Here is a 16,695-nt window from a genome sequence, read left to right as displayed (position 1 = left end):
TTAGAAGGGAAACCCGATTGACGCACCTTTCTCCGTGGAGCATGATACAAACACGTGCAGGAGGAGACAGACGCACCATTTCTTGCCTCGACACCGAGGCATGCCGTGTGAACGCCTCCACCCGGGGCGCCAGATCATCTGACGCCCCGGGTGGAGGGGAACGAGACACACACACACCACAATCAAATACGATCGCAGGGCACTGCGAGAGGAGAACCAATCCGCTCTCCTCTCGCAGGCCCGGTCCAGACAACGGCTGATCAGACACCATACAGATCACGTCGGGCATCCTTTTTCACTTTCGCATCCCCCCATTCCCTTCAGCCTTTCCCCGCAGCACACCCTCACACCATCGAGCACTGGGCGGCTGCACACAGGACCTGGCACATCCAGAGGAACGTGAGACGGCCTCGAGCTCGCGACACATCGTCATCCATTCGCCGCCCGCACTCCTGGCTTTCTCGGTCCCCCCCTCCACCTCCACCGTCAGCACTCCGGCCCCTCGCTCACACAACAACGCGCTCTGCTCGGCCTGCATGACACCGCAACCGATGCCCTCTGGACACCCCTGCAGGCCATGCCCCTGCCTCGCTCCCAGCAGGTCGACGCCGATCTCCTGCTCACTTCCTCCCCACATGGCACCATCCACACCTCCCTGCTGGCTGCCCTCCTGCGCACACCATTGGAGCCATAACGGCCAGCTTCCTCTCACACAGCAGTGAGCAGGGCCCATCACCATCAACGCCATCCCCTGAGCCAATCATCCCTTCACATCCCACAACCAGATCCACCCGGTCACCCTGATTCTCACGCCAAACGTGGAAAAGAATGGATTATCCGCAGTTTCAGGCACAACTATGGCCCACGGGTTCAGGGATGGGAGAAAGCGTGAACAAAGTAGTGATGCAAACCCGTCTCAAGGGAGCAAACATGCATTGAGGCTGGGCAATGTCAATCCCATGCTCGCCTTACGTGGAGAGTTGGCAGTATCAGCAACGCTGGCGCAACGATCCATCGGCATGCCCAACGACAGCAGCGAAACTTCCAGCGACAGGCTCGCCACATATTCCCACAAAAAACACATGCGATTCCGTATAGCCGACCACTTGCTTGCCCTGCTATACGGCCTGTTAGGCCCGCAGAAGCGGTTTACAACGCTTAGTCTATCTGAGCACGGTTTACAGCACCGATAGTTGCTGTTATCGGCAGTGTAAGCTATCAAAAATCGCTTTCACATTGCCGATAAGGTGCCCAAATTGGCGCTCTCTCCGCTCTGCGGTCGCTGCCGATAAGGTGCAGAGTTCGTTACGTTGTAAATTGCGCGGGCGGGTCTAGTAGGTCCTTATATGCGACAAACGGCAGAGTTCCACTTCATGCTTCAATTGATATAGAATCATAAATCTATCACACCTACATCTTAATGAAGATCAGTTAGTGTATTCTGGCGAGCTTGTTTGATCAGACGGAGAGCAGAAAAAAGAAATTGCCAGCTTCCCATCAGGGCGTAACCAGCCAGGCTGTTTAATCCAGACGTGGAATGTCCAGCAAGTACAATGAAGGAGCTTCCGCCAAGAATAGAGACAGCTCCACCGAAGACGAGGGCCGCCTGACCACGAAGTTCTTTCCACCGTCGTATTGCCGTTACTAATTCTATGGCGCCCGTTAGAATGGCCCAGACACCGAACACGCGTAAGATAGCCGGAACACCCATCGAGATCACAACAAGCACGGCTAGAACGGCAAGGAAGCTAATAACTCCATTTGTTTTTTGAGCCAGGGTGTTCTTTGACGCACGATGAACGTAAGCATCATAGAGGGATGAGCCAGCGTCAAATGCTGGATAAAGGATGAGCAGAATGGGAACAAGTGCAGGCAGAGTTTTCAGGGAGAGCAGGCCAAGCGCCCAAACCAGTGCAAAAGCGGCTCGCACAAAGTACAGATTACGCATAAGAAGTGCAGTGTTTGCACTCGAGTTACTTGGGTTAGCTTTCAATGATTTGAATATCGACATGGTTTCCTCTTTTCAGTAGTGCTATCAGGTTGAGTCAATCCGTTATCTGGTAAAGTGCGGGTGAATTGACGCAAATGATAGCCCTGGTACATGTTGTGTTTACCTTCTAGTAGGTAGGTTTACGCCCCAAAAAAAAGAGGCATCCTCTACGTTTGCACATCTGAACACACTTGGAGCGCGATCGTGCGAAAGTGCTCGGGATCTTGATAGGCGCGCGCGGCAATCATGGCTCCCTGGATGGCGGCAAGGACACTTTGGGCCTTGATCGTGGGATCACCACCAAAGGTGAAGACACCCTGCGCTTGACCACTTGCTAGCAGCGTAGCAAACCAGGCCGTGTGCTCGCGGAAATAGCCCTGAATCTCATCACGGACGCATTCAGGCAAGGTCGGAAGCTCAGCAGCCAGGAGGGTGCAGAGACAAAAGAATTTGGCTTCCCTCATTTGCCTGTAGAATTGCTCTATGTAGAGAGTGAACTTCTCTCTGGGATCAGACGTGATCTGGTCAATCTGGTTGAGTCCTTGCTGCGCCATTGTACGATAATGGGCGACAACCGAACGCCCCAGGTCGCTTTTATTGGGAAAATGGTAATGGATACTGGCCTTCCTGATTTCCATCCGCTCACTAATGTCGGCATAGCTGAAAGCGTTGTATCCTCGCTCTATCATGAGTCCGAGCGCGATCTCAATAATCTGTTGTGCTGTATTCGCCTGTGTATTCATACCTTGACATTCTACCTGCTAGCAGGTAGAATGTCAAGGGGAACCATGAACGAGTACAATCCATTGCCTTATGTTGAGCCAGGGGACGTTTGAGAGGCCGATCACGAAGGCCATTATCGCCCATCGAAGTCATCTTCTCATCACAGCGTAATGACTCTCCTTCTCCCTTCGACAGAATGATTACATAAGTCAGAACAAGATCCATTGTATTGCACATCACAAAAAACACCCTCTTTTCCCCTTGCACACCACAGGACCTTCACCGGCCGCTTGCTCCTCGTGCTCTACTTGATACAACAGGGCTGGCCCGCTGCCCCTTCATGCTTTGACGACATGGGACGCAGGTGACCAGCTCTCCCCTCCCCTGGCCTGTAACTCTGCCCCTCAAATCAAACGTGGAAAAAAACAGAAACCCACATCCCAAAATACAGAGGCGAGACGATCACGCCTCTCTCTTCGAGCCACCTCTAGGGAAGCACCGATGGCAAAACAAAGGAGCGACAGCATGGATACCTGGAATACTGAGACCACCATGGAAAAAGAACGCGTTCCAGCATGGCTGGTTATGTTCGCTCAACTCTGGACCAGCCAGAGCGCTACCACCCCCTACTATCGGGAGGAATATCAGCAGATCAAACGACTCGTCAGAGCCGCCACTGTCCCGCCGTTTATTATTGTACTCAGACTCTTCAGGGACACCTACCAGGTCCAACCCCAAACCACGTGGGAACAGTTTTACACGCGCATGGACGCGCAGATCAACAATCTCGCCGGCGACGGCCAGATGCTTCTCCATCTTGGCATGCTTCCTATCGAAGAGGTGCAACGGGCCTCCCATGCCAAGGACCTCCAAAACACCGCCGTCAGGGCCGTTGACTCCATGGAGCAGGCTATCACTGCCGATGACGATGCCGCGTTTCGGGAAGCCGCCGCACAATGCGGCCAGGCGCAAGAACAGTGGCTTATCGTCGCCCACCACATGACTCCCGAGCAGGCCCGCACCCTCATGGTCGACTTCGCGCAGCACGAACTCACCCACTGGATGCACACCCGTCTCCCTGGCCCACCTCCCCTCCCTTCGCACCCTCACGTTGGTTGCATTTCCGACAGCAAAATTGTGGATTTACACACATGAAAATTCACCAATGAACATATTTTGATAGTGAAATTTTCTTAAAATATTTTTTCTGCTTTACCATTTAATTTGTTATATTGGTGAATCATCAGCCAGAAAGTGGATCGGGATTGGGAGTTCCAACGATGGAGGCATTCGCTTATACACAGGTTCTCGCAGAAGAGATGCGACATACACCAGAAATCAGAAAGGAAGAAATCCATTGAGCTCTACACAACACATTTCCATTGAGCATGTGGTCATCGCATCAAAGCGGCCATACCAACAGGTGATTGATGCACTTGAGGCCCGTCTCGGACCAGTGGTCGACTGGGACACGATTTTACCCCCGTTGATTGACGCCAGGGTCTCATGGGAACAACTCACGCAGGAAGTCGAAGCGCATATCGGACCCAGTGGGTTGACACTCTTTTCCAAGGTAAAGCACAGCTACCTTGCACTCTTAGGAAAAGGGAGCTGCGTCACGCAGTATTCGATCGGCAATCCGCTCTTCGCCTCGTACATGACACGGCATACGCCAGAAGCGGCCCTGTATGCTCCACTCAGGCTCGTGGTGTACCAGGACGAAGAAGGCAGAACCTTTGTTGCATACGACAACTTTGCGTCGTTGCTTGCCCAGTATACCAACGAAGAGATCTCCCGGGCTGCCCAGGTGGTCCAGCAAAAGCTGACAGATCTGGTGGCGGAAGCGATAGGTGAAAAAAGGGAGGAATGAGGTCGAGGCGTAGTGGGAATGAGATTTTAGAGTGCCCGCGAAGCGCGTACGAGAAATTGAAGAGTTTATTCTGATTGGATATGCGAAAGCAATGGGGAAGAGCAGAGAGTCGTGACCTTGTGATCTTGTGACCTTCTCAAGGCCGATTGGATCGAAATATCCATCGGCACAATACTCGATTCCGACCGTCGCTGCTACATCTGCGCTGCATCTCCTTGTGTGATGCGATCGCACAATCGTGCCGACCAAACGCAGACGCCTGCGAAAAAAATACGCGCTTCAATGGTTCGTTGCTACTTCGAGGTCGCGGACAAAACAACTTTTCAACTGTGCGTGCCGTGGTGCGTACAAAGAGGGGAAACAAGATCATCATTGTCACTTCTTACCACTATGCCATCTGCTTAGCTGGCACCCATATCAGACCTGGGGAGATACTGGGAAGATGCGAGCGAAAACAGTGGCTCATCAGGCAGAAACGCTGGTAGTCGGCTCAGGCTTCAATCCATTCAAAAAGAGGAGAAGCAACCATGACACACAAGCCCAAGAAAGCACCGATCCATATGAATCAAAGCATGCAACACATAACGCCTCTTCCCAAGCGTGTTCAGCCACATCAATGGGAGGATTTGGGGTCCTTTCTGGTCAGAACGGCCAAAGCAATGGGCTACGAAACTCCTCAGTGGTTACTCCAGCCAGAAACGTCCTCCTACCGCATCACGAGCCGCAAACTCACCACTCTTTCCCTCCAGGCAGATTACGATTTCTTGTCTCAGCTCTTACTCGTCCCAGAAACACGTCTCTATCAAATGACGATCCACCGCTTTTCTCCTCTTCTTGAGAGCTCTAGTGTTGCGGAACAACGAACTTCCATGCAGTTCCGACAGCAACAACACCTCAGCACCCCCTATCCATGGAGGCGCGTTCATCGTCAGCTGTTCTATAGAGATCTTGGTGGCTTTTTTCTCTCGAACTCATCCACTATTCGCATTTGTCCTCTGTGTGCACAGGCGCCAGAAGCCTATGACCGCATCTATTGGAGAATTCGACCACTTTTGACCTGTCCCATCCACCAGGTGCTGTTACAAACTTCCTGCCCTCGTTGCTTGCAGCAATGGCCCTCCCTCCGTTTCTCTGGAGCACGGTGTCCTTCTTGCCTCCAACCGATCCACCAAGACCCAAAAGACATCCAAACGCAGAACCACCCGGCATTCTTCTTTCTCCTTCAAGGGGATTCATTGCTCTTACAGATGTTCGGATATGAGCAGGGTCCAAGCGATCGCATCGCTGTTTCGCGTGCCCAGGATCTCCGCGCATTCTTACCCGCTGATGCTGGAGAACCAGGATCAATTGGGCAACCGCATCACCGCCGGTAAGCGCCTGCCAGACGGCAGCTTAGACACCACCAGTCCAGGCAACGACTACCGCGTGCTCCAGCCGTGGCGGGTGATGGATCCCAACCGCACCCTGGCGGCCTTCGACGCCCTGGGTATGGTGGTAGGCACGGCAGTGATGGATAAACCCGAGGAGAAACTCGGCGACTCGCTGGATGAGTTTGTAGGCAATCTGACTGAAGCCGTCAGCCTTGACCACTTACAAAACCCTCTGGCTGATCCACAGGCCATTCTTGGACATGCAACCAGGCGGCTGGTCTATGACTTGTTTGCCTACCAGCGAAGCAAGAACCAACCTGATCCGCAGCCGGCCGTCGTTTATACGCTGGCCCGCGAGACGCACAACGCCGACCTGGAACCTGGAAAACAGACGAAGATACAACATAGCTTCTCCTACTCCGATGGGTTCGGTCGGGAAATCCAGAAGAAGATTCAGGCCGAACCGGGACCGCTGGTCGAGGGGGATCCGATCAGCAACCCACGCTGGGTTGGAAGCGGATGGACCATCTTCAACAACAAGGGGAAGCCGGTTCGTCAATACGAACCTTTCTTTGATGATACGCATCACTTCATGTTTGCTCAGGCAGCCGGTGTCAGCCCCATTCTGTTCTATGACCCGGTAGGCCGCATAGTTGCGACCCTGCATCCAAATCATACCTGGGAAAAGGTGATCTTCGATGCCTGGCGACAGGAAACCTGGGATGTGAATGACACCGTCACGCTCGAACTGCAAAATGACAAGGATGTGAAGGGGTTCTTCCTCAATCCTGATACCACACCTCGTCTCCCTGTATCTGACTATCTGCCTACCTGGTATGCGCAGCGCCAGGATGGCGCGCTGGGTCCGCACGAACAGAACAGGACGCCGCCCGCAAAGCTGCAATCCACGCCGAGACGCCCACGGTCACTCACCAGGACTCGCCTGGACGTACCTTCCTCACGGTCGCCCACAATCGCTTCAAGAGAAGCGATACGCCCATGATCGATCCTCCCACTGAGGAGTTCTATTACACGCGGTACCTCTTCGACATCGGAGGCAACCTTCGCGAAGTCAGCGATGCAAAAGATCGTGTTATTATGCGTTACGACTACAGCTTGCTCAGTGCACAGATTCATCAAGCCAGTATGGAAGCGGGTGAGCGATGGGCGCTGAACGACGTCGCAGACAAACCTGTACGCATGTGGGATAGTCGGGAGAATACGCTGCGGATAGTATATGATGCCCTGCATCGCCGGTTGTGTTGCAAAAACGCCGAGAGGAATACAAGAAACGGGGGCGCCCTGACATATTCTTGAGTTTAGACGGCTATCCCAAACAATTCAGCAACGAATGCAGCCTGGTGTGTGCTGTGACCTTTGCGCACTCCCTGTACCTGTCCCTTTCTGATCATGTTCATTGCCTCATAACCCTGTAATGTTCGCCAAGCTGTTTCGAACGAAAAGAAACCCATTCCTGGCTTGACCAGTCGTTTGATGAAACGGTGGTCTTGTTCTATGAGATTATTCAAGTATTTGACTTGTCGCAATTCAACTGATGAGGAAAGGATCCCGCTGGCTTTGAGATTTGCTATAGCCTTGGGATAGGCGGCATTTTTATCGACATTGATGACTCGAAGATCTCTTCTGCTCGTATGGCCGTCGGAGAGAAGAGGCGTCTGTGCTTGCTTTGCCTCTGTCAGACCAGCATAAGGGGCTGTCCGCGCAGAAGAACCGAGCACTTTCACAAAAAAACGTTGAGCGGCTTCAGCATCACGTGTTGGACTCAAGAGAAACTCCACCGTGTTCCCTTCAGAATCGACGGCCCGATAGAGGTAGAGCCAGACCTTCTTGATCTTGATGTAGGTTTCATCAACTTTCCAGGAATCATTGCAGGCTTTCAGATGAGGGCGACAGCGCCTCTCCAACTCTGGAGCATAAGACTGAACCCAACGATAAATCGTGGTATGATCGACATGTAGCCCCCTCTCCTGCATAATTTCTTCCAAATCGCGATAGCTGAGTGCATATCGAAGATACCAACGGACACAGAGCACAATAATCTCAGCTTCAAAATGACTCCATTTGAATGGGGCTTGCGTGGTCATCTGGCTTCTCTTCTCATCTTTTGATCTATCATATCTGATGAGTTTTATTCTTGCAACACAACCCCAGATACCCCTATGAGGGGCGCGTTCGTCATCGCCTCCCACCCACTCTTCGCATAGAACTGTTCCAATTCCGACCCCGTGAGCAGAATACCAATATCGGCTCCACTCCTACGGTTAAAGTTCGTCGCTGCATGAACGACCTGCTGGCCATATCCTTTCTTGCGCGAGGTAGGATAGGAAAAAACACTGGTCAAGCCACATGCTCGGTAGTACTGATCAGCATGTTGCAATTGAAAACGCACAACCGCAGCGTAACTAAGGAGGAGACCATCTTCGACAAGGACACCATGCATGGTGTCCTGCTTGGTATCGAACATCTGCCTGAGCATTCCACCACCAATTTCAGGCCAGACGATGCGAGTAAAAGACACCGCCTGCCAATTGAGGTCAGACGGGAATGTTTGGTGTGTATAAATCTGAATTTCAGGCATCTTTTCCTCTCAAAAGGAAGGCAGCCAAGGAACTCCCCTGGTTTATTTCTCTGCCTTTTCCATCTATAGTACCATATTTACCTCTTTTGCTAGGCTCTTCCGAAGAAACATCAAGACAAGCGAGTACTAAGCCCCCCAAAGTGGTCAAGAGCCATTTTATCTGGCAAAACGTCGAGAGAGCTTCACAAGCGGATTTATAGAAGCAATGCGCCATTTTATTGGTAATAAGCGCCAATGTGCGACCAAAATCAGTGCGAAATGTGGGAAAGAAGCGCCGCTGTTCGAAAGCACAGCCATTCATACCAAGCCAGGTCTCTCTACAGGCGCGCGTTTGCGAATCGTTCTTGTCAATCGGGCGGGCAGTCATGCCGCTTTTGCCCGTTCCATAGAGCTTTGTTCATGCAAAAACAGAGGCCGAAGGTGCGAACTGACCATGCGCATCTGCAAAAAGAGCATTGAAGACTAGTTGCTTCTGTCTGCCTGTCAATTTGGGACGTGAAACTGGTGGTAAAACGGACAAGGGAACAGGTCTCATCCCATGTCACAAGAGTCCCCTGTCACCTAAGTTCTTGCTCAATCGTGCTATGCTTAGGGAAAAACGGCGCCTCACTAGAAAACAGGAGAACAAGGAGTGTTGAGCTATGACTGAATCGTTGGAGCAGCCATTCGGTTTGCGACAATTTCCCACTGGTATTGCCGGGCTTGATCGCGTTCTGAGCGGCGGCCTGTTCATTGGGGGCAACTATATGGTCATGGGCCCGCCTGGAGCAGGCAAGACCATCCTGGGCAATCAACTCTGCTTTCACCACATCGCAAGCGGAGGACGTGCACTCTACCTCTCTCTCCTGGCTGAGACGAGTAGCCGGCTGCTGGCTACGCTCGAACGGTTCACGTTTTATACTCCCGACGCCCTCGGAGATACCATTACCTATTTCAGTGGCTCCAGTGCGCTGGAAAAAGGCGGTCTCGAGGAGCTGCTCCAGCTCATACGCACCGAGACGAGGCGTCTGCGTGCGACCTTGCTGGTTCTGGATGGGACCACCGTCCTCGAAGGCGTCTCGTCTCAACAGGATTGGATACGCTTCTTATACGGCTTGTATGTCTCCGCCGAAATCACCGAATGCACGACCATCTTGCTGATGCAGACACCACAAAGCACTGATCTTTCGCGAGAACAGACCATCATGGAGGGGCTCATCGAACTGGCTATGCCTGCGTATGGTATGCGGGCCGCTCGCGAACTGCGTGTGCGTAAGTTCCGCGGCAGCGGCTTCCTGGAAGGGCGACATTCCTATGCGATCACCGAGGCTGGGATCGTCGTTCATCCGCGAACAGAGGAACTGCTTGCAGCTGCTCAGATCGCGTCCCCCGGCGTGGCAGCGACTGCGGAGCAAGAGAGCAAGAAGCGTATCGGTCCAGCTCGCCTAGATGACATGATGCGGGGTGGATTGCCTGCTGACTCAATCACCCTCCTCTTAGGCGCCTCGGGGACGGGCAAGACGCTGCTGGGCAGTCACTTTCTCCTCGCAAACGCAACACAAAGAGAGCCCGCACTCTACTTTGGCTTCTCTGAGCGGCCCTCCCGGCTAGAACGCAAGCTGGCGCGATTCGGACTCGACATCACACACGCTCGTGCGGAGGGACACCTGGAGGTTCTCTGGCAATCACCGCTCCAGCCTCACCTCGATGTGTCAGCCGAGCGGCTGTTAGAGGCCATACGGAGGGGAAACATACGACAGCTCTTCATCGATGGACTCGGGGGCTGGCAGCGCGCGATAGGCTCTGCGGAGCGGCTCGATCTCTTCCTGACTGCCCTCTTCAGCGAGTTGCAGGCGCTGAATGTGACGACGATGTGCTCAGTGGAACTTCCCGCCCTCTTCAGCCCAACGCTTGAGCTACCGATGACCGTCAGTGGGATCGCGGACCTGGCGGATAATCTGATTTTTTTGCGCTATGTGGAGTTGGAGTCACAGCTCTACCGGCTCCTGTCGATCCTCAAGATGCGCGAAAGCGATTATGACCCGGCTATCCGCGAGTTTCGCATCACCAATCACGGCATCGATGTGGCCCCGACCTTTGCCAGTGCCCAGGCCATTCTGACAGGGGTGGCCGTGCCCCTGAGCCGCGAGGAGCAGAGCAAGCCGTTTCCAGCAAAGGCTGAAGATGCGGAAGGCAGGCAACCATGAGGCAGATCCTGGTCATTGATGATGAAATCGCTATCGCCGAGGCGCTGTGTGCGTTTCTGGAGGGGGAAGGCTGGCAGGTCACGACCGCATCCAATGGGAAGGAGGGGCTGGAGCGCCTGGTGAGCGTTCGGCCAGCGGTGGTCGTGAGTGATGTGATGATGCCGGTGCTCAATGGGTGGGAACTGTGTCGTAGAATGCAATCCGATCCGCGCTACCAGTCCATTCCACTGGTGTTGATGAGTGCCGGGCCTATCATGCCTAACTGGGTGGGGTGCAGCTATGCGGCTCTGCTCAGAAAGCCGTTCGGGCTCGATGAGCTACAGCAGACCATCACTCGCCTCCTCAAGCCCAATGCATCACCCTGAGCAGGGGTGGAGTGACGGTTGCTGTCACCAGCCGTTCAAAGTAGCAAAATCACGGACCTGATCTCTTCTTTGGCTGTCGAACATTCACGTCTATTTCCCAGGTTTCAACGTAAAAATGGGTCTTGTTCACTTCCGGTGTTTAAGATCATCAAAGGCTTTTTTACAAGAAGTGATGGGTACGTTTTCTCTCTGCAAAATCGGACCTCGTCATATTATGCGTCAGCCACTTCTTCATGTCATTCGCGATTTCAAGCAGATGTACAGGCCATTTGCGCCATTTTCCCTAGCAGAAATCCGCCAGTAATGGGCCTTCCCACGGGATGCGCAATGAGATGACAGCAAGCTAGCAGCGTAGAGAAAAAAGAGACCTTTAATGAGAGAGAAACAAAACATACTCTCATGAGGAGGTCTCTTTAGGTATGATACCGAACCCAAGCATCGAGGTTCAAACTTCTCCTGTAGATCATCCCTCGGTTCCTGCGTGGTTTGCCGAAGTGGTTATCCTCTCTCAGCACCTCGCAACGAAAGGGCTGCTTGAAACCTTTGCCCATCAAGTTCGCTTAGTGAGAGGCCGTTTCGGCAGCTATGAACCGCTTGATTTTCTGGCCGTGTTAATCGGCTATGCCACGAGCGGAGAACGAACGCTGGCCGACTTCTTTCATCGCTTAGCTCCCTTTGGGGCTGCGTTCATGGCTCTGTTTGGACGGGCTCGCCTTCCCCATCACTCCAGCTTGAGCCGTTTCCTCGCCAGCGTCGACCATCCCTGCTTGGAAGCGTTTCGCACGCTCTTCGAGCAGAACAGTTTTGCTGAGGGGTGGACCACTGAGACGATCGGTGGAATTTGGGATCGGCAGGGTCGTCGTTTCATCGTCTTTGATGTGGATGCCACCCGCCAAGCAGCCCGGCAACGTGCCTTGCCCTGTGATCCAACGCTACCTCCCCCTCGGCGCCGACTCGATGCGGTCTGTGCACCAGGCTACACCGGGCGAAAACGAGGCGAGGTTGTCCGCACTCGCACTGTCATTCTTCAGATGCACACCCGTCAATGGGTTGGCACGTACGCGGGCCGAGGCAATGGCGACTATCAAGGAGAGCTTACTTCGGCACTTCGAGCCATTACAACCTACTTGAAGCTCTTTACTCTCACTCCAGAGGCCGCGCTGGTTCGTCTTGATGGGCAATACGGTGACGCAGTAGCCATTACGCAACTGATTGAAGCAGGCGTGCATCTGGTCACACGGGCGAGAGGGTATCGAGTCCTGGAACACCCTCAGATCCAACGCGTCCTGGCTCATCCACCAACCGCATCCGTGACGAGAGTGAACAGCGAGGAGGTCGTCGAGGTGTTTGATGGAGGCTGGTTACCATTGGATGAGGGAGTGCCTCAAACCCGCATCATTGTGGCGCGACACCGCGCCTCCACATCAGGAAAGAGGCCTTCGGTCGGCAAGTGCATCGGCGAGTGGGTCTATGAGGTCTTCATTACGACATTGCCTGCCGACGGCTTCCTCGTCGAGGATGTGCTCGATCTCTATCATGGGCGAGGAGCCTTTGAAGCGGTGCTTGCGGATGAAGATGTCGAAGAAAATCCCGACCGCTGGTGTTCGTACACCCAGTGCGGACAAGAGCTCTGGCAGATCGCGTGTCAATGGGTGTGGAACCTTCGGCTTTCCCTTGGGCAGGCCACGCAACAAGCTGAGTTGCGCGAGATCGAGTGGGCACCTCCCAAACAAGCGCCCCCTTCACTCGAGGCTGTGGAGGACGCTCCCCGGGAGTATGGCCCTTGGCAGTGGGCGAGAGCGTTCGGAGCGGCAACTGGTCGCTTCGGAGCCGACACCTTCGTACTGCAAGAGGATGGCAAGCTCCGCTGTCCAGCAGGATCAAGCCTCTGGCTGAGCGAAGTTCGTCAAGAAAATGAGTTTACGCAACGTGCCACATACCTCGGCTTCCGAAGAGATTGTGAGCCTTGTGCTCTCAAAGAGCAGTGTCTGGGGCGAGGCGCGAAAGGCAACCGTGCCCGCCGGGTGAGTGCTGTGCGTCGTCTCTTGCCCCCACCTGCCACCATGTTGCGAACGCCCATGATGCTGGGATCAATCCGCTGGGTAGATGTGGCGGGGCGAGCACTTCGCCGTACTTGGACGACTCATTGGCGAAGCCAATACGTTGAACTCATCCCACTCGTCGAGTTCCCGCAGCGTGTTTTTCCTCCACCTCGCCCCCCTCGTGCCATCCGTTCGCACTATCGCTGGAGTTGGCCTGATCGGCTCGCACGGAATGCCTGGTGGGGACCACCCCAACTCCGTATTACGGTCGCGGGCGTTCCCACCACTCTTGCTATCAACTAACGAAGGAGGAACAAGCAAGCACAACACCTTTTTTTGATGAGTGATCTTTCCTTCCCTCTGAGCTGATCATGAGGGCCAAGCACTCCTGTCTGTTTCCACTAACCTCTTCCATATCTTTATTGATTGCTTGCTGTCACCTCATTGCGCATCCCGTGGGAAGAACCACAGTACTCCCCCTCCCCTTGGCGCACTTCCCTCCTCTTCGCGGATATGTCTATAAAAACATGCTCATGGAACAATACCACCGAAAGGACACACTCATGTCTCATCTCGACCGCGCTGGACACCGCGCCAGCCTCTCCCCCTTTTTCCTCGCCGCCACCCTCGCACGCTCTCAACAGCATCAGGGCCTCACCAATGCACAGATCGCCGTGCTTTTGCAGTGCTCACTTGACAGCCTGACGCATCTGCGCCTCTGTCGTCTCCCGGCCACCGATCAGGAACTGGCCCACATCGCACACCGCTTCCACGTCGACCAGGCCACTCTCTCCTCTCAGAAGACGCCAACACTCATTGACTACAAACAAAGGCTGCCGATCCGGAGATCAGCAGCCTTTGTTCTTTCCTTCTCATCCTCACACGACTCTTCCTCAGTTCCCAACATTCGTCCCTCTCCGTGCGACAACTTCACGCAGCGGCTGTATACCTCACGTGAAACCATTTGAAGACACCCCTTCAGGCGGTGACACCGAAAGGACCATCATCATGACCGACGATACCACTCTCCTCACGGCCTGGGATGCCTTTGCCGCCAGCGCCCTTGGCTTTCTCGGCCACCCCCTCCACCTTTACCGCCAGCGTACGGGTCTCTCGCTCGCTCAGCAACGCGCCCTGCTCAGCCTACACGACACCGCAACCGATGCTCTCTGGACACGCCTGCAGGCTATGCCACTCCCTCGCCCCCAGCACTTCGACGCCGATCTCCAGCGCATCGTCGCCCACGTGCTCACGTCTTCCCCTGATAGCACCATCCACACCTCCCTGCTGACCGCCCTCCTGCGCACACCATTGGAGCCATAACGGTACACCTCCTCACGCACACCCGCAAGCAACCACAAAAAAAAACACTGGCAAGGCATGAGAATCTTCGCCAGTGTTGTACCTTTTATACATCTTTATCCTACCGTTTTTAGTATGCCTCTTATCACAAAATAAGGAATACACCTGATAAGGAAGCTACCTCTCCGCACACCCGCAAACAGGCCCCATCACCGTGGATGGCCTGCTCGCTCATCCTGTTCATCCAGACAACGCCCGCTCACCTTGTTCCCCTCTCACTCTTTGTTCACCGGTTCACCTCATGGATCGATCCAAGAATGCCACAAGCAGACAGGCACCATCCATTCCATCTGTCTTTGGGTTGTTGTTGTTTCTTCGCTGTTTGCACGCTCCTGCTCCTGCCTCCACCCGCCTCCTTCCTCTCCCCACGCGCTTTCTCTCCCGTTTCTCCCCTCCCTCCTTCTCCCCAGGTCACCACGAAAAAAAGATTTCAGGGTATTTTTACTTTCACTTTCACTTTCACTTTTACGAAGCAATCAAAAAACGGGGTGTTGATATAATAACGACATATAACAGGAAGTTCTCCGTCCGCCTGGACGCCTTAGCCGAGACGTTCCTGCAGGACTGCGATCAGGAGATCCAGCGAGCGGCCATGAACAAGACGGCCTGGCAGCACATCGCCTCGACGTACCTTGTGTGCGCCAAAGATCAGGGACCCCCGCCGATCGGCAACGCAAGTTCGCTGGTCGGGCGACCAGCGTCGTAGAACTCGACGCCAGCCACCACCCGTTCCTCTCTCAGCCCGCTACCGTACGCGATCTGGTCCTCGGGCTGTGATGTCGACCACCAACGTGCAGGCTGACCACCGCGAACTCCTCCAGGCGTATGCGGCTTACAACAGCCAGGACGTCGACTGACCGAACATCAACGGGGGCTGGCTGCACGGCAAAGCGGAGGTCATTGTGAAAGCCTTTGCGTTAGATAAACGCTCCATTGCCTGTTGACGAGATCGCGCTGGAGTGCAGCGCCAACGGGGGCATGAAGCGATGATGCAGCACTTTTCTCTCTATGACCGATCAAGTTGTCCTGCCAGCACAGGGGCGGGTCTTTCTGGCTGACTGGCAATTTGCACATGCGTGCCGTTCAGCGAAGCCTGCTCAAACGCTAGCATCGTTTCCAATACATGATACGCCAACTCTGCGCTGGCTCTATTTGGCCGCTTCTCCAGCAAAGCATAGGCCATATCCGCCACACCAATGCCACGCGTAAAATCATTGCTCCAGGGCTGTGGCAAATCTTGCCAGTCCTCACCTCCCCTGGACATACGCACCAGGCCGCCATGGAGATTCGGATCAGGTACGCTGATCGTGCCCTCGGTACCATAAATTTCGAGGCGTGGCAAGCTATGTCCACGATGCATGTGATAGCTAAACACCAGCGTACCGGTCGCTCCGCCGGCGAAATCGAACACGCCTGTAATATGGGTCGGTGTTTCTACCGCGATGCGCCTCCCCTGATGTTCTCCGCGCTGCACAATGTGTTCAGTAAATGGTGTGCGTACCGTCCCGGTCACACGCTGGACTGGGCCGAGCATATTGATCAGGTCCGTCAGGTAGTACGGCCCCATGTCGAGCAAAGGACCGGCTCCCCGCTGAAACATAAAATCACGATTGGGCCCTCCACCTTCGGCATGCATCGCGAAGCAGGCGAAAGCCGCGATGGGCGTGCCAATCTCACCTTCATCGATCAATTTGCGGCATAACTGATGAGACTCTCCCAGAAAGGTATCGGGCGCGTTCCCCAGTAACACACCTTTTGCTTGCGCAGCTTCCAGCACACGTTGACCCTCTTCCAGCGTCACGGCAAACGGCTTTTCGCAGAACACCGACTTCCCAGCCGCGATCGCGGCGAGGCTTACCTGGGCATGGACCTTCGGAATGGTCAGGTTGATGACGATCTGGATTTCGGGATCCGCCAGCAGTTCTTCTACGGTACAGGCGGTCGGAATATTCCACTGCTGCGCCGCCGCTCGCGCCCTTTCCATATCGATATCAGCGCAGGCGACAATCTCAAGAATATCGAACTTGCGACAGCCATTAATGTAAACTCTGCTGATCATCCCGGTACCAATGATCCCAACCTTCACTTTTGTTGCCATGTACCAATCCCTTTCTCTTTTCTCTATGGCTGAGCACTACAATGGATAAGCCTTCTGCGTTCAGCATGGAAACAGATGGTGAGGAGAGGG

The 16,695-nt window shown here is 54.2% G+C and carries 17 protein-coding genes; 10 read left to right on the top strand and 7 right to left on the bottom strand.

Annotated elements, in window-relative coordinates; translation table 11 throughout:
* Positions 1–295: 295 nt before the first annotated feature.
* From AABA21_RS38770 to AABA21_RS38755, 3 genes are all read right to left on the bottom strand, one after another.
* Complete coding sequence (locus AABA21_RS38770; RefSeq protein ID WP_338258441.1) at positions 296–739, bottom strand: hypothetical protein; 444 nt, start codon at positions 737–739, stop codon at positions 296–298.
* A 678-nt stretch (positions 740–1,417) separates the two neighbouring features.
* On the bottom strand, positions 1,418–2,011 hold the full coding sequence (locus AABA21_RS38760; protein WP_338258440.1) for a hypothetical protein: 594 nt from the start codon (positions 2,009–2,011) through the stop codon (positions 1,418–1,420).
* 146 nt (positions 2,012–2,157) lie between these two features.
* Positions 2,158–2,733 carry a TetR/AcrR family transcriptional regulator gene (locus tag AABA21_RS38755; protein ID WP_338258439.1) on the bottom strand — a complete coding sequence of 192 codons (576 nt, stop codon included), beginning with the start codon at positions 2,731–2,733 and terminating at the stop codon, positions 2,158–2,160.
* 505 nt (positions 2,734–3,238) lie between these two features.
* Here AABA21_RS38755 and AABA21_RS38750 point away from each other — a divergent pair.
* The 4 genes from AABA21_RS38750 to AABA21_RS38740 all read left to right on the top strand — a co-directional run bounded on the left by AABA21_RS38750 (position 3,239) and on the right by AABA21_RS38740 (position 6,956).
* A complete protein-coding gene (locus AABA21_RS38750) occupies positions 3,239–3,868 on the top strand; it encodes a hypothetical protein (RefSeq protein WP_338258438.1) in 630 nt (209 codons plus the stop codon).
* Between the two features lie 202 nt (positions 3,869–4,070).
* Positions 4,071–4,583 carry a DUF302 domain-containing protein gene (locus tag AABA21_RS38745; protein WP_338258437.1) on the top strand — a complete coding sequence of 171 codons (513 nt, stop codon included), beginning with the start codon at positions 4,071–4,073 and terminating at the stop codon, positions 4,581–4,583.
* 527 nt (positions 4,584–5,110) lie between these two features.
* A complete protein-coding gene (locus AABA21_RS39635) occupies positions 5,111–5,956 on the top strand; it encodes a TniQ family protein (RefSeq protein WP_420917188.1) in 846 nt (281 codons plus the stop codon).
* The gene (locus AABA21_RS38740) at positions 5,841–6,956 is read left to right on the top strand and encodes a hypothetical protein (RefSeq protein ID WP_338258436.1); all 1,116 of its coding nucleotides are present in this window, start codon (positions 5,841–5,843) and stop codon (positions 6,954–6,956) included. Before AABA21_RS39635 ends, AABA21_RS38740 begins: the two co-directional genes overlap by 116 nt.
* A 316-nt stretch (positions 6,957–7,272) precedes the next feature.
* Here the strand turns inward: AABA21_RS38740 and AABA21_RS38735 are convergent, their stop codons facing one another.
* From AABA21_RS38735 to AABA21_RS38725, 3 genes are read right to left on the bottom strand one after another with little or no spacing between them, the layout of a single operon-like run.
* Positions 7,273–8,058: an IS6 family transposase gene (locus tag AABA21_RS38735; protein ID WP_338258435.1), complete on the bottom strand. Its 786-nt coding sequence runs from the start codon at positions 8,056–8,058 to the stop codon at positions 7,273–7,275.
* Positions 8,059–8,102: 44 nt separating this feature from the next.
* A complete protein-coding gene (locus AABA21_RS38730) occupies positions 8,103–8,552 on the bottom strand; it encodes a GNAT family N-acetyltransferase (protein ID WP_338258434.1) in 450 nt (149 codons plus the stop codon).
* Positions 8,545–8,919: a hypothetical protein gene (locus AABA21_RS38725; RefSeq protein ID WP_338258433.1), complete on the bottom strand. Its 375-nt coding sequence runs from the start codon at positions 8,917–8,919 to the stop codon at positions 8,545–8,547. Before AABA21_RS38725 ends, AABA21_RS38730 begins: the two co-directional genes overlap by 8 nt.
* Positions 8,920–9,193: 274 nt before the next feature.
* Here AABA21_RS38725 and AABA21_RS38720 point away from each other — a divergent pair, with 274 nt between their 5' ends.
* The 6 genes from AABA21_RS38720 (at position 9,194) to AABA21_RS38695 (ending at position 15,284) form a co-directional block, all read left to right on the top strand.
* Positions 9,194–10,738 carry a DUF7125 family protein gene (locus AABA21_RS38720; RefSeq protein ID WP_338258432.1) on the top strand — a complete coding sequence of 515 codons (1,545 nt, stop codon included), beginning with the start codon at positions 9,194–9,196 and terminating at the stop codon, positions 10,736–10,738.
* Positions 10,735–11,103 carry a response regulator gene (locus tag AABA21_RS38715; protein WP_338258431.1) on the top strand — a complete coding sequence of 123 codons (369 nt, stop codon included), beginning with the start codon at positions 10,735–10,737 and terminating at the stop codon, positions 11,101–11,103. Before AABA21_RS38720 ends, AABA21_RS38715 begins: the two co-directional genes overlap by 4 nt.
* A gap of 419 nt (positions 11,104–11,522) precedes the next feature.
* A complete protein-coding gene (locus tag AABA21_RS38710) occupies positions 11,523–13,448 on the top strand; it encodes a hypothetical protein (RefSeq protein ID WP_338258428.1) in 1,926 nt (641 codons plus the stop codon).
* 260 nt (positions 13,449–13,708) lie between these two features.
* The gene (locus AABA21_RS38705; protein ID WP_338258426.1) at positions 13,709–14,113 is read left to right on the top strand and encodes a hypothetical protein; all 405 of its coding nucleotides are present in this window, start codon (positions 13,709–13,711) and stop codon (positions 14,111–14,113) included.
* Between the two features lie 40 nt (positions 14,114–14,153).
* Entirely contained in the window at positions 14,154–14,468 is a 315-nt protein-coding gene (locus tag AABA21_RS38700; RefSeq protein WP_338258424.1) for a hypothetical protein, read from the top strand.
* A 675-nt stretch (positions 14,469–15,143) separates the two neighbouring features.
* On the top strand, positions 15,144–15,284 hold the full coding sequence (locus tag AABA21_RS38695; protein ID WP_338258422.1) for a hypothetical protein: 141 nt from the start codon (positions 15,144–15,146) through the stop codon (positions 15,282–15,284).
* A gap of 229 nt (positions 15,285–15,513) precedes the next feature.
* Here AABA21_RS38695 and AABA21_RS38690 read toward each other — a convergent pair whose 3' ends face one another.
* Positions 15,514–16,605: a Gfo/Idh/MocA family protein gene (locus tag AABA21_RS38690; protein WP_338258421.1), complete on the bottom strand. Its 1,092-nt coding sequence runs from the start codon at positions 16,603–16,605 to the stop codon at positions 15,514–15,516.
* Positions 16,606–16,695: the final 90 nt, after the last annotated feature.

The sequence above is a fragment of the Dictyobacter halimunensis genome (genome assembly GCF_036245075.1).
This window is presented reverse-complemented; position numbering and strand designations above follow the sequence as displayed.